The organism is Streptomyces sp. ML-6, assembly GCF_030116705.1.
Taxonomy (GTDB): Bacteria; Actinomycetota; Actinomycetes; order Streptomycetales; family Streptomycetaceae; genus Streptomyces.
In genome coordinates, this window is the sequence record NZ_JAOTIK010000001.1 from 4,666,226 (window position 1) to 4,678,795 (window position 12,570).

Consider the following 12,570-nt stretch of genomic DNA (forward strand, 5'->3'; position numbering starts at 1 on the left):
CGCCGGGTTCGACCGGGGTTGGACCGGGGGTGGGGCGGAATGCGGGCGGGCTTCGATCCGGGCGGGCGGGTCCGAGGGGCGGCACGTTATCTGACGTACCGTCAACTATCCATGAGGGTGCGGCTGCACCACCACGCACGGCACGGGGTCCGGCCGCGGGCGGGTCAGGAGTTCAGGTACGTCAGGACGGCCAGGACGCGCCGGTGGTCCCCCTCGCTGGGGGACAGCCCCAGCTTCAGGAAGATGTTGCTGACGTGCTTCTCCACCGCGCCGTCGCTCACCACCAGCTGCTTGGCCACCGCGGAGTTCGTCCGGCCCTCCGCCATCAGCCCGAGCACCTCGCGCTCGCGCGGCGTCAGCCCGGCCAGGACGTCCTGCTTGCGGCTCCGGCCCAGCAGCTGCGCCACCACCTCCGGGTCCAGAGCCGTCCCGCCCTGCGCCACCCGGACCACCGCGTCCACGAACTCCCGGACCTCGGCGACCCGGTCCTTCAGCAGGTAGCCCACGCCCCGGCTGGAACCGGCCAGCAGCTCGGTCGCGTACTGCTCCTCCACGTACTGCGATAGGACCAGGACCCCGATCCCGGGGTGTTCCTTCCGCAGCCGCACGGCCGCCCGCACCCCTTCGTCGGTGTGGGTCGGGGGCATCCGCACGTCGGCGACCACCACATCGGGCAGGGCGTCCTGCCCCGCCAGGTCGTTCACCGTCTTGATCAGGGCCTCGGCGTCCCCGACCCCGGCGACGACCTCGTGCCCCAGATCGGTCAGCAGCCGGGTCAGCCCTTCCCTGAGCAGCACCGAATCCTCGGCAATGACCACTCGCACCCTGTCCTCCACCATGAAGCCGCGTCCCCCCACTGGTCCGTCCCAGCTGTTCGGTCCCGTTCGTACGGTCCCCAGCATCCCAGTATCGGCGGTGCGGTTTTTCCTTGTCCTGTTGCGGGGGCGCCCGCCTCCGTCCGTACAGGCCCTTCCGTCCGTACAGGCCCTTCCGTCCGTACGGGCCCCTCCGTCCTCCGGGCCCGGTTCAGCCGCGCCAGGGGAGCTCGGCGGTGATCCGGGTCGGGCCGCCCGGCGGGGAGTCCACGGCCAGTACGCCGTCCACTGCGTCCAGCCGCTCCGTCAGCCCGGCCAGCCCGCTGCCCGCCGCGGGATCGGCGCCGCCCCGGCCGTCGTCGGTGACCTGGAGCATGAGGCGGTCGCCGGTGCGCCAGACCTCGACGGAGGCGTGGGTGGCCCGGGCGTGCTTGCTCACGTTCTGGAGCAGTTCGGAGACGGTGAAGTACGCGATGCCCTCGATCGCCTGGGCCGGACGGTCGGCCAGGTCCACGGTGACGGTGACGGGGACGGTGCAGCGGGAGGCGATGGCGGAGAGGGCGGCGTCGAGGCCGCGGTCGGTGAGGACGGCGGGGTGGATGCCGCGGGCGAGGTCGCGGAGTTCCTGGAGGGCGATCTTGACTTCGCCGTGGGCCTCGTCGACCATCCGGGCGGCGGCTTCCGGGTCGGCGGTGAGCTTCTCCTTCGCCAGGCCCAGATCCATGGCGAGGGCGACGAGGCGGGCCTGGGCGCCGTCGTGGAGGTCGCGTTCGATGCGGCGCAGGTCGGCGGCGGCGGTGTCGACGACGACCCCCCGGTCCGACTCCAGCTCCGAGACCCGGGTCGCGAGCCGGGACGGGCCGAGCAGCCCGCGCACCAGGATCCGGTCCACGCCCGCCAGCGCCCGGATGACCCACGCCGTGACCAGCAGGAGCACCAGGCCGGTCGCGAAGGCCAGCGCCAGCTCGACCGGGGTGTCGACGGTCGTCGTGTGGTTGCGGTCGGAGTACAGCTGGATGCCGTCGCGGGTCAGGTGCGAGGGCAGGGTCCAGCGCCACAGCGGATACGTGAGGAGGGCCCAGCCGCAGATCCAGAGCGGCACCGCGAGGGAGAAGGCGAACAGCGTCCACGGCAGGTGCAGCAGCGTGTAGAGCAGGTGCCGCCAGGACGCCCCGCTCTTCAGGGACGCGCCCATCCACGACGTCAGGCCGCCGGTGGCCCCGCGCACCGGGGCCGGGGCCGCCACGTCCACCCCGAGCAGCGCCCGCGCCCGCGCCCGCTCCAGCGCGCCGAAGCCCCGGCACAGGGCCAGCGTGCCGGCCAGGATCGGGACCCCGAGGAAGGTGATCAGCGTCCCCACGCCCAGGGTCATGAGGGTGATCGAGAAGCTGAACAGGACCACGCCGATCGGCAGGCTCAGCACCTGGTACGTGAGCTCGCGCCAGGTCCTGGCCTCGAACGGGGCCCGCAGCGCGGCGGGCAGCAGTCTCTTCAGCGGGGAGGCTTCCCCGGGACCGGCCCCGGACCGCTGGGGGTCCCGCGTGTCCGGTCCGTATGCCGTGGCCATGGGTGTGTCCGTTTCCTCTCGGTTCCTGCTGCTGGTCGGGGTGCGGGGGCGTCGGCGGTGCGGGGTGCTGGCGGTGGTGCGGGTCCGCCGGGGGAGTTTTGTCGTGGTCCGTACGGGCGCTCAGCCGTGCCGGAGGCGCTCCGTCCCGGCCTTCTTCGGTTCTGCCCCGGCCTTCTTCGGCTTCGACGGGCCGCTGTCGCGGTCGCGCCAGGGCAGTTCGGCGGTGACCGTGGTGGGCCCGCCGACCGGCGAGTCCAGGACGAACAGCCCGTCCACGGCGCCCAGCCGTTCGGCCAGCCCCGCCATCCCCGTACCGCCGTCCATCCTGGCGCCGCCCCGGCCGTCGTCGGTGACCTGGAGCATGAGCCGGTCGTCGGTGCGCCAGACCTCGACGGTCGCCGAGCGCGCCGCGCTGTGCTTGCTCACGTTCTGGAGCAGCTCGGAGACGGTGAAGTACGCGATGCCCTCGATCGCCTCCGCAGGGCGCGCCGGGAGGTCCACGGTGACGGTGACGGGGACGGTGCAGCGGGAGGCGATGGCGGAGAGGGCGGCGTCGAGGCCGCGGTCGGTGAGGACGGCGGGGTGGATGCCGCGGGCGAGGTCGCGGAGTTCCTGGAGGGCGATCTTGACTTCGCCGTGGGCCTCGTCGACCATGCGCGCGGCTGCCTCCGGGTCGGCGGTGAGCTTCTCCTTCGCCAGGCCCAGGCCCATGGCGAGGGCGACGAGGCGGGCCTGGGCGCCGTCGTGGAGGTCGCGTTCGATGCGGCGCAGGTCGGCGGCGGCGGTGTCGACGACCACGCCCCGGTCCGCCTCCAGCTCTGCGATCCGGCGCTCCAGCTCGTCGGAGGGCGACAGCAGCCCGCGCACCATCAGCCGGTCCGCGTTGCCGAGGAACCGCGTGATGTACGGGAGCACCGGCCACAGCACGAGCAGGCTCACCAACGTCACCCCGAAGGCGACCACCCCCCAGGGCAGCCGGATGAAGCAGTAGAGCACGGCCCGCCAGCCCACCGGGTCCTTGATGCTCGACCACAGCCACGGGAAGAACCCCGTCTCCCGGCGCGACAGGACCATCGGGCTCGGCTCGTCGATCCGGACCCCGAGCAGCGCCCGCGCCCGGCCCCGCTCGGCCCGGCCGATCAGCCGCGCCCCGTGCAGCGAGACCGCGAGCATGGGCAGACCGACCACGGTGACCGAGAGCGCCACACCGACACCGATCATGCACACCGCGTAGACAAACCCGACGATGGTCAGCGGCAGGTCGGCCAGAAGATGGCCGATCTCCTTCCACGTCCACCGGTCGGGAATGATGCGGGCGGGCGGCGGCCGGTCTTCGTCCGGCACCTGGGGGCTCATGGTCATGCGCCCAGCCTGCCGGTACGGATCGGCGCACGCCATGGGGCTCATGGGTGAGGTGGGGTGGGGATAACCCCACCCCGGGGCATTCCCGGAGGGCTCTTTGCCCGATGTGGCTGCTTACCCTTCCTTTAACAGGGCCTAGACTCCCGTGCGTACGGACCACCGGACGTATTCACGGATTCCAGGGGAGCGAGGGGCGGACATGGCAGACCTGTCGAACCTGCCGGAATCGACACCGGCCGTTCTCGCGTCGGACTACTTCGACGGATATTCAGTGGTCGGACTGCTCGCCGTGATCGGCGTGCTGTTCGTCGCCGTCGCCTTCGGGGCCGGCCGACTGCTGCGCCCCGTGGTGCCGACGCCGGAGAAGCTCCTGACGTACGAATGCGGCGTGGACCCGGTGGGCGAGGGCTGGGCGCACACCCAGGTCCGTTATTACGTCTACGCCTTCCTGTACGTGATCTTCGCCGTCGACTCGATCTTCCTGTTCCCGTGGGCGACGGTATTCGCCGCGCCGGGATACGGGGCGACGACGCTGATCGAAATGTTCATCTTCCTCGGTTTCCTGGCCGTGGGACTGCTCTACGCATGGAAGAAGGGCGTCCTCGAATGGACGTGACCAGTACGCCGGCCGACGGGGGAGCCGAGCAGCAGCCCGTGCCGACCTTCCTGCCGGAGCCCAAGCGGCTCGGCGTCCTGTCGCGCCTGGCACCCGAGCCGATGAAGGTGGTCCTGAACTGGGGCCGCCGCTACAGCCTCTGGGTCTTCAACTTCGGGCTCGCCTGCTGCGCCATCGAATTCATCGCCGCCTCCATGGCCCGGCACGACTTCATCCGGCTCGGCGTGATCCCGTTCGCGCCCGGCCCCCGCCAGGCCGACCTGATGATCGTCTCCGGCACGGTGACGGACAAGATGGCCCCGGCCGTGAAGCGGCTGTACGAGCAGATGCCCGAGCCCAAGTACGTCATCTCCTTCGGCGCCTGCTCCAACTGCGGCGGCCCCTACTGGGACTCGTACTCCGTGACCAAGGGCGTCGACCAGATCATCCCGGTCGACGTCTACGTCCCCGGCTGCCCGCCCCGGCCCGAGGCGCTGCTCCAGGGCATCCTCAAGCTCCAGGAGAAGATCGCCCGCGAGTCGCTGGGGGAGCGGTACGCGACGGGCGGCGGCGGCCGTCCCTCCACCGCCGCACTGCGCAGCGGCCTGATCACCGCCCCGCAGGCTCCGCAGGTCCCGGAGACTCCGGAAGCCCCGGAGAGCCCGGAAGCCCCGCAGGCTCCTGGGACGGATGACGCGCGATCTCCGGGAGCGGACGGCGGGCGAAAGAGCCCGGGAGAGGAGCGCGCATGACCGGCAACGAAGCCGCCGAGGCCCACGACCGGCTGCCTGACGTCGCCGAGGCCCACGACCGGCTGCCGGACGCCGCCGCCGAATTCTTCGGCGAGGGCGCAACGGCCGAGCGCGCCTACGAGCTGCTGACCGTCGACGTACCCGCCGACTCCTGGATCCCCGCCCTCGAAACGGCCCGCGACCGGCTGGGCTGCACCTACTTCGACTGGCTGAGCGCGGTCGATGAACCGGGCACCGGCTTCCGGGTCTGCGCCCATGTCGTGGCCCTGACCGGCAGCGGGGTCCGGCGGCTCCTGATCCGTACGACCGTTCCGCACGAGGCCGCCGCCCTTCCCACGGCCGTCGGCGTCTACGCGGGCGCCGCCTGGCACGAGCGCGAGACCCACGAGATGTTCGGCATCGGCTTCGAGGGCCACCCGCACCTGGTGCCGCTGCTGCTGCCCGAGGGGTTCGAGGGCCACCCGTTGCGCAAGGACTTCGTGCTGGCGGCACGCGTCGCCAAGGCGTGGCCGGGTGCGAAGGAACCGGGCGAGTCGGAGCACGGCGGCCCGAAGCGGCGCACGATGCTGCCGCCCGGCGTCCCCGACCCGAACGAGTGGGGCCCCCTGAAGGGGCAGCTCCCGCCCGCCCCGTCCCGCCCGGCCCGCACCCCGCGTGCGGCGGGCGACCGCCCCGTGCGCCGCAGCCGCAGCGCGAGCGAGGGCTCGGCGGGCCAGCGCGCCGCGACGGCCACCCCGGAGACGGGCGCTTTCGGGGCCGGTGCCCCGGAGGCGGGCGCTCCGGAGGCGGGCGCCCCGGCACGGGCCCGGCGCGCGCCGCGCGGCCGCGCCGCAACCGGAGCGCCTCGCAGGGCTCGGCGAGCCAGCACCGCGAGCCGACCCCCGCCCCGGCCGAACCGTCCCCCGCCCCGGCGAAGCCGGCCACGGGCACGGACAAGCCGGGCGCGGGCACGAGCGACGCCCCCTGGCACCACGCCCGCCCGGCCTTCGACCCGGACACGCCCCCCGAGGCACCCGCGTCACCTCCGGCACCCCCGGCACCCGAGACTCCTGAGGCACCCAAAGCCCCCGAGACTCCCCGAGCCTCCGAGGCCCCGGACAGTCCCGACACCCCCGACACCCCCGACGGAGGCGATACCGCGTGAACGACGTACTCGACGTCGCCCTCCGGCTCGTCATCGTCTTCGCCGCGTTCATGGTCCTCCCGCTCGTCGTGGGGCAGACCGAGCACAAGGTGATGGCCCACATGCAGGGCCGCCTCGGCCCCATGTACGCGGGCGGCTTCCACGGCTGGGCGCAGCTCGTCGCGGACGGCGTGAAGTTCGCGCAGAAGGAGGACATCGTCCCGGAGCGGGCCGACCGCCGGGTCTTCCAGCTCGCCCCGGCCGTCGCGCTCCTGCCGTACCTCCTCGTGCTCGTCGCCATCCCGGTCGGGCCCGGCGAGGGCGCGGTCGGGCAGGTCGTCGACGCGGGCATCTTCTTCGTGCTCGCCGTGATGGGCGTCGGGGTGCTCGGCTCGCTGATGGCGGGCTGGGCATCGGCCAACAAGTTCTCCCTGCTCGGGGGCCTGCGCACCGCCGCCCAGCTGCTCGCGTACGAACTGCCGATGCTGCTCGCCGCCGCGTCCGTCGCGATGGCGGCCGGGACCGTCTCCCTCACGGGCATCCTCGACGCCTTCGAGTGGTGGTGGCTGCCCTGGCAGATCGTCGGCGCCCTGGTCTTCTTCGTGGCCGGGCTCGCTGAACTCCAGCGCCCGCCCTTCGACATGCCGGTCGCCGACTCGGAGATCATCTTCGGCGCGTACACCGAGTACACCGGGCTGCGCTTCGCGCTCTTCCTGCTCGCCGAGTACGCGGGCATCGTCGTCCTGTGCGCGCTGACCAGCGTCCTCTTCCTCGGCGGCTGGCACGGCCCGCTCGGCGCCGACGGACTCGGCTGGGTCTGGACGCTCCTCAAGACCGCGGTCCTGGCCTTCGTCGTCATCTGGCTGCGGGTGACCTACCCCCGGCTGCGCGAGGACCAGCTGCAGAAGCTCGCCTGGACCACCCTCGTCCCGCTCGCCCTCGCGCAGATCGCGCTCACCGGCATCGTGAAGGTGGCGATCAACTGATGACCGCGTCGCACCCGCCCTCCCGGCCCCGCATCCCCGGCTCCGGCCTGGCCAAGGGGCTGGCCGTCACCCTGCGGACGATGACGCGGAAGACGGTCACCGCCCAGTACCCCGACGTCCAGCCCGAGCTCCCGCCCCGCTCCCGCGGCGTCATCGCGCTGTTCGAGGAGAACTGCACGGTCTGCATGCTCTGCGCCCGCGAGTGCCCGGACTGGTGCATCTACATCGACTCCCACAAGGAGACGGTGCCCGCCGCCGCTCCCGGGGGCCGCGAACGCAGCCGCAACGTCCTGGACCGCTTCGCGATCGACTTCTCGCTCTGCATGTACTGCGGCATCTGCATCGAGGTGTGCCCCTTCGACGCGCTGTTCTGGTCACCGGAGTTCGAGTACGCGGAGACGGACATCCTCGAACTCACCCACGAGCGCGACAAACTCCGCGCCTGGATGTGGACGGTGCCCGAACCGCCCGCGCTCGACCCCGGCGCCGAGGAGCCGAAGGAGATCGCCGCCGCCCGCAAGACCGCGGAGAAACTCGAAGCCCAACGCGCCCAGGAAGCCCAGCAGAACCAGACTCGGGAAACCCGGCAGAACCAGCAGGAAGCAGAGGGGGAGGAGTGACACTCGCAGCCACCGCGGTCACCGCGGCCACAGCGGTCACCGCGACCCCCGCGACCACCACGGCTCCCTCCGGCTTCCTCTCGCCGACCGGCGTCGAGATCGCCTTCCTCCTCGTCGGCCTCGCCACCCTCGGCGCGGCCCTCGTCACCGTCACGACCAGGCAACTGGTGCACGCAGCCCTCTGGCTGGTCGTGGCGCTCGGCGGGCTCGCCGTCGAGTACCTCCTGCTCACCGCAGAGTTCATCGCCTGGGTGCAGGTACTGATCTACGTCGGTTCCGTGGTCGTCCTCCTCCTCTTCGGGCTGATGCTCACCAAGGCCCCCATCGGCCGCTCCCCGGACGCCGACTCGGGCAACCGGTGGGCGGCCCTCGGCGTGGCGGTCGCCGCCGCCGGCGCACTCGTCTGGGTCGTCGTCGACGCCTTCCGCACCACCTGGATCGACCTGGACGGACCCGCCCGGGGTTCGACCGAGGTCACCGGCTCCTCCCTCTTCCGACACTGGGTGCTGCCGTTCGAAGCGCTCTCCGTCCTGCTGCTCGCCGCCCTGGTCGGCGCGGTCGTCCTGTCCCGCAAGCGCGGTAAGGAGCAGAGCTGATGCACCTCGCCTACCCCGCGGTGCTCGCCGCCCTCCTCTTCTGCGTCGGGCTGTACGGCGTGCTCGCCCGCCGCAACGCGATCCTCGTCCTGATGTCCGTCGAGCTGATGCTCAACGCCGTCAACCTCAACCTGGTCGCCTTCGACGTCTGGCTCCGCGACACCCTGCACGCCGGCCAGGCCCTCGCCCTCTTCACCATCGCCGTCGCGGCGGCGGAGATCGGCATCGGCCTGGCGATCGTCCTCGCCGTGTACCGCAACCGCGGCACCTCGGACATCGACCGCCTCCGCGACACCGCCGAGACCGACGCCGCCGAATCCCTCCCCGACCACGGACCCGACGACGGACCCGGCACCGAACCCGACACCGGCACCGAAGACCAGGCCACTGCTGCGGCAGGGAAGGCAAAGAAGGCAGAGGCCACCGCGTGACCACCACGACCCTCGCCGTCCTCGTCCCCCTCCTTCCCTTCCTGGGCGCCGCGGCCGGTCTTCTCCTCGGCCCGCCCGCCTCCTGCCACCGCCCCGGGAAGGGGCTTCGCGCGCTCCTCTTCTCCCCCGGATACGTACGCCCCCTGGCCGTACTGCCGACCCTCGCCTCCTTCGTGCTCGCCGTGCTCGTCGCCTCCCGCCAGGGCGGCGGCCGGGCCATCGACGCGGCGACACAGCTCACGCCCACCGGCTCCGTCCCGATCGACCTCGCCCTGCACCTCGACGGCTTCGCCGTCCTCGTCGCCGTCCTGGTCGGACTCGTCGCGACCTGCGTGCAGATCTACTCGACCGCCTACCTGCGCGACGACCCCCGCTACCCCTCGTACGCCGCGCTCGTCTCCCTCTTCACCTCCGCGATGCTGCTCGTCGTCTACTCCGGCGACGTGATGGTGCTCCTGGTCGGCTGGGAGATCATGGGCATCTGCTCGTACTTCCTCGTCGGCCACTACTGGGAGACGCCCGAGGCCCGCGCCGCCTCCCTCAAGGCCTTCCTGGTCACCAAGCTCGGCGACGTCCCCTTCCTGATCGGCCTGTTCGCGCTCGCCGCCGACACCGGCACGTTCCGCATCACCGGCATCCTGGCCGCCGTCGCCAACGGCGGCCTCGACCACCCCACCCTCATCGCCCTGCTGCTCCTCGCGGGCGTCGCGGGCAAGTCGGCGCAGTTCCCCCTGCACACCTGGCTGCCCGACGCGATGGCCGGCCCCACCCCCGTCTCCGCGCTGATCCACGCCGCGACGATGGTCGCCGCCGGCATCTACTTCGTGGCCCGCCTCCTCCCCGTCTTCGCCGCGTCCGGCGCGGCCCTCGTCGTCCTCGCCGTCATGGCGGCGGTCACGATGATCGGCTCGGGCCTCGCCGCCCTCGCCCAGGACGACATCAAACGCGTCCTCGCCTACTCGACCATCGGCCAGCTCGGCTACATGTCCGGCGCCCTGGCCGTCGGCGACCGCGGGGCCGCCGTCTTCCACCTCCTCTCGCACGGCGCGTTCAAGGCCGTCCTCTTCCTCGCGGCGGGCGTCGTCATCCACGCCGCCGGGACCAACTCGCTGGCCGCCATGTCCCGGATGAGCGGCCTCACCAAGCGCGTCCCGGACGCCTACTGGACGATGACCGTCGCCCTGCTCGCCCTCGCCGCCATCCCGCCGTTCGCCGGCTTCTTCTCCAAGGAAGCCGTCCTCGTCGCCGCCGAGCACACCGCGCTCGGGGACCGGGACGTCGCCCCGGCCGCCGCCGGCTGGACCGTACTCGTCGCCGGACTGCTCGCCGCCGCCCTCACCGCCGCGTACGCCACCCGCCTCTGGCTCCTCGCCTTCCGGGGCCGCGGCGCCGAGGCCCCCGACCACGGCCGGCAGCCCACCGCGATGACCGCCACCCTGTGGGTGCTCGCCGCCCCCACCATCGCCTTCGGACTGGCCGCCGGCGCGCTCACGGAATGGTTCGACGGCAACACCCTCACCCCGTCCGTGACCACCGCCGTCCTCTCCACCGGCGTCGGCCTCGTCGGCGGCCTCGTCACCTACGCCGCCTGGCGCCACACCTCGGCGCTCGCCGCCCGCACCCCCGTCGGCACGGTCGTCGCCCACCCCGAGGCCGAACCCGCCCTCGTCGAGGCCCAGGCCCTGTCGGCGCACACCGCCGCCTACGGGACCGACGGCGAGGTCCCCGACCCGGCCGACCCCGGCCGCCTGCTGCTCGGCCCGCTCCACCGCCCGGCCGCCGCGGGCTTCCACCTCGACGCCCTGTACACGACGCTCTTCGTCCGCCCCGTCCGGGCCGCGGCGAGCCTCGTCCGCTTCCTGGACCGCGAGGTCGTCGACACCTACGTCCACGGCTCCGGAGCCGGCGCACGCCTGCTCGGCACCGCCGTCCGCCGCGCCCAGACCGGCAACGTGCAGACCTACCTCGGCGCGCTGCTCGCCGGTTCCCTGGTCCTGGCGATCGCCGCCGTCGTCCTCGCCAACCTCAACGCCGGGTCGTGAGCCGTGATCGATATCAGCGAATCCGTGATGCAGTTCCTTCTCGCGTTCATCGTCGCCGCCCCGCTCCTCGGCGCCGTGGCCGCCCTGCTGCCCGCCCCGCCCGGGCTGAAGGGCACCGGCCCCGACCAGGCCGTGCTCCGCCACGGCGTCACCGTCACCGGCGCCGTCCTGCTCGCCGCGATCCTGCTCGCCGCGGGCTTCGACCACGGCCACCCGTCGAAGATGCAGGCCACCACCGACATCAGCTGGATCCCGGCGCTCGACGTCCGCATCCACCTCGGCACCGACGGCATCTCGCTCCCCCTTCTCGTGCTGACCGCGCTGCTGACCTTCCTCTGCGCGCTCCACAGCTACTTCAAGATGCCCTCGGGCCCCTCCCCGAAGGCATTCGTCGCGCTCCTCCTCGTCCTGGAGTCCGGCACCCTCGCGACCTTCGCCGTCCTCGACCTGATGCTGTTCTTCCTGGCGTTCGAGATGGTGCTCATCCCGATGTACTTCCTCATCGCCCGCTGGGGCGGTGCGCAGAAGCAGGCCGCGGCCTGGAAGTTCATCCTCTACACACTGCTCGGCTCGGTGATCATGCTGCTGGGCCTGCTCCTCGTCGGGCTGAAGAGCGGCACCTTCGACATGGTGGCACTCGCCACTGACAACGGCCGTGGGCTCACCACGTCCGTGCAGGTCATCGCCGTTCTGGCGATCGGCATCGGGCTCGCGGTGAAGACCCCGATGTGGCCGCTGCACAGCTGGCTGCCCGACGCCCACACCGCCGCCCCGACCGTCGGCTCCGTCCTCCTCGCCGGCGTCCTGCTGAAGATGGGCACCTACGGATTCGTCCGCATCCTGCTCCCCGTCGCCCCCGAGGGCATGCGGACCTTCGCGCCCTACCTCGCCGCCTTCGCGGTCGTCGGCATCATCTACGGATCGCTCGCCTGCCTGGCCCTGGTCCGCCCCGGCTCGAAGGGCGACCTCAAGCGGCTGATCGCGTACTCCTCCGTCGGCCACATGGGCTTCGTGCTCCTCGGCATCGCGAGCATGACACCCACCGGGGTCAACGGCGCGCTCTTCGCCAACATCGCCCACGGCCTCATCACCGGCCTGCTGTTCTTCCTGGTCGGCGCGGTCAAGGACCGGTACGGCACGGCCGACCTCGACACCCTCTCCGGCGCCACCGGAGCCGCCCTCTACGGCCGGGCCCCCCGCCTCGGCGGCCTCCTCGCCTTCGCCGCCGTCGCCTCCCTGGGACTGCCGGGCCTCGCCGGGTTCTGGGGCGAGATGCTCGCCCTGTTCGGCTCCTTCGACCCCGCCGACGGGCTCAGCCGCCCGGCCTTCCTCACCTTCATGTCGATCGCCGCGTTCGGCACCCTGCTCACCGCCGCGTACATGCTCATGGTCGTGCGCCGGGTCTGCATGGGCGAGAAGCGTGAGGAGCCGCGGCTCGCCGACGTCCAGGCGTACGAGTTCGCCGCCTGGACCCCGCTCGTCGCGCTCACCGTCCTCGCCGGTCTGTGGCCCGCCGTCCTCCTCGGCCTCACCGACCCGGCCGTGCAGAAGCTCCTCGCAGGAGGCAAGTCGTGACCGCAGCCGTCCTCACACCGGACCTCGTCACCTCGGACGCCGTCACCCCGGACGTCCTCACCACCGCGGCCGGGAGCACCCCCGACCTCGTCACCACCGCGGCCGA

At 72.5% G+C, this 12,570-nt stretch carries 11 protein-coding genes and 1 pseudogene; 9 read left to right on the forward strand and 3 right to left on the reverse strand.

The genetic code is table 11. The features are described 5' to 3' along the window. Positions 1–164 precede the first annotated feature (164 nt). The 3 genes from OCT49_RS20860 to OCT49_RS20870 all read right to left on the reverse strand — a co-directional run bounded on the left by OCT49_RS20860 (position 165) and on the right by OCT49_RS20870 (position 3,744). On the reverse strand, positions 165–839 hold the full coding sequence (locus OCT49_RS20860) for a response regulator (RefSeq protein WP_316248378.1): 675 nt from the start codon (positions 837–839) through the stop codon (positions 165–167). Positions 840–1,026: 187 nt separating this feature from the next. Beyond that, positions 1,027–2,382, reverse strand: coding sequence for a sensor histidine kinase (locus OCT49_RS20865; RefSeq protein ID WP_283853377.1), 1,356 nt, complete (start codon positions 2,380–2,382; stop codon positions 1,027–1,029). 120 nt (positions 2,383–2,502) lie between these two features. Continuing rightward, positions 2,503–3,744: a sensor histidine kinase gene (locus tag OCT49_RS20870; protein WP_283853378.1), complete on the reverse strand. Its 1,242-nt coding sequence runs from the start codon at positions 3,742–3,744 to the stop codon at positions 2,503–2,505. 199 nt (positions 3,745–3,943) lie between these two features. Here OCT49_RS20870 and OCT49_RS20875 point away from each other — a divergent pair, with 199 nt between their 5' ends. The 9 genes and pseudogenes from OCT49_RS20875 to OCT49_RS20915 all read left to right on the forward strand — a co-directional run bounded on the left by OCT49_RS20875 (position 3,944) and on the right by OCT49_RS20915 (position 12,464). Continuing rightward, complete coding sequence (locus tag OCT49_RS20875; RefSeq protein WP_283853379.1) at positions 3,944–4,360, forward strand: NADH-quinone oxidoreductase subunit A; 417 nt, start codon at positions 3,944–3,946, stop codon at positions 4,358–4,360. Next, the gene (locus OCT49_RS20880; RefSeq protein WP_283853380.1) at positions 4,351–5,091 is read left to right on the forward strand and encodes an NADH-quinone oxidoreductase subunit B; all 741 of its coding nucleotides are present in this window, start codon (positions 4,351–4,353) and stop codon (positions 5,089–5,091) included. Before OCT49_RS20875 ends, OCT49_RS20880 begins: the two co-directional genes overlap by 10 nt. Beyond that, positions 5,088–6,235 (forward strand): annotated as a pseudogene (locus OCT49_RS20885) (NADH-quinone oxidoreductase subunit C). Before OCT49_RS20880 ends, OCT49_RS20885 begins: the two are co-directional and overlap by 4 nt. Continuing rightward, positions 6,232–7,200: a complex I subunit 1/NuoH family protein gene (locus tag OCT49_RS20890; RefSeq protein ID WP_283853381.1), complete on the forward strand. Its 969-nt coding sequence runs from the start codon at positions 6,232–6,234 to the stop codon at positions 7,198–7,200. The pseudogene OCT49_RS20885 and the gene OCT49_RS20890 overlap by 4 nt, the downstream one beginning before the upstream one ends. Next, positions 7,200–7,820, forward strand: a complete 621-nt coding sequence (locus OCT49_RS20895) for a NuoI/complex I 23 kDa subunit family protein (protein WP_283853382.1) — start codon at positions 7,200–7,202, stop codon at positions 7,818–7,820. Before OCT49_RS20890 ends, OCT49_RS20895 begins: the two co-directional genes overlap by 1 nt. Next, positions 7,817–8,416 (forward strand): NADH-quinone oxidoreductase subunit J family protein, encoded by a 600-nt coding sequence (locus OCT49_RS20900; protein WP_283853383.1) that lies wholly within the window; start codon positions 7,817–7,819, stop codon positions 8,414–8,416. The genes OCT49_RS20895 and OCT49_RS20900 overlap by 4 nt, the downstream gene beginning before the upstream one ends. Further along, the gene (gene nuoK / locus OCT49_RS20905; protein WP_283853384.1) at positions 8,416–8,847 is read left to right on the forward strand and encodes an NADH-quinone oxidoreductase subunit NuoK; all 432 of its coding nucleotides are present in this window, start codon (positions 8,416–8,418) and stop codon (positions 8,845–8,847) included. The genes OCT49_RS20900 and nuoK overlap by 1 nt, the downstream gene beginning before the upstream one ends. Next, positions 8,844–10,889 (forward strand): NADH-quinone oxidoreductase subunit 5 family protein, encoded by a 2,046-nt coding sequence (locus OCT49_RS20910; RefSeq protein ID WP_283853385.1) that lies wholly within the window; start codon positions 8,844–8,846, stop codon positions 10,887–10,889. Before nuoK ends, OCT49_RS20910 begins: the two co-directional genes overlap by 4 nt. Positions 10,890–10,916: 27 nt before the next feature. Beyond that, complete coding sequence (locus OCT49_RS20915) at positions 10,917–12,464, forward strand: complex I subunit 4 family protein (RefSeq protein WP_283855884.1); 1,548 nt, start codon at positions 10,917–10,919, stop codon at positions 12,462–12,464. Positions 12,465–12,570 lie beyond the last annotated feature (106 nt).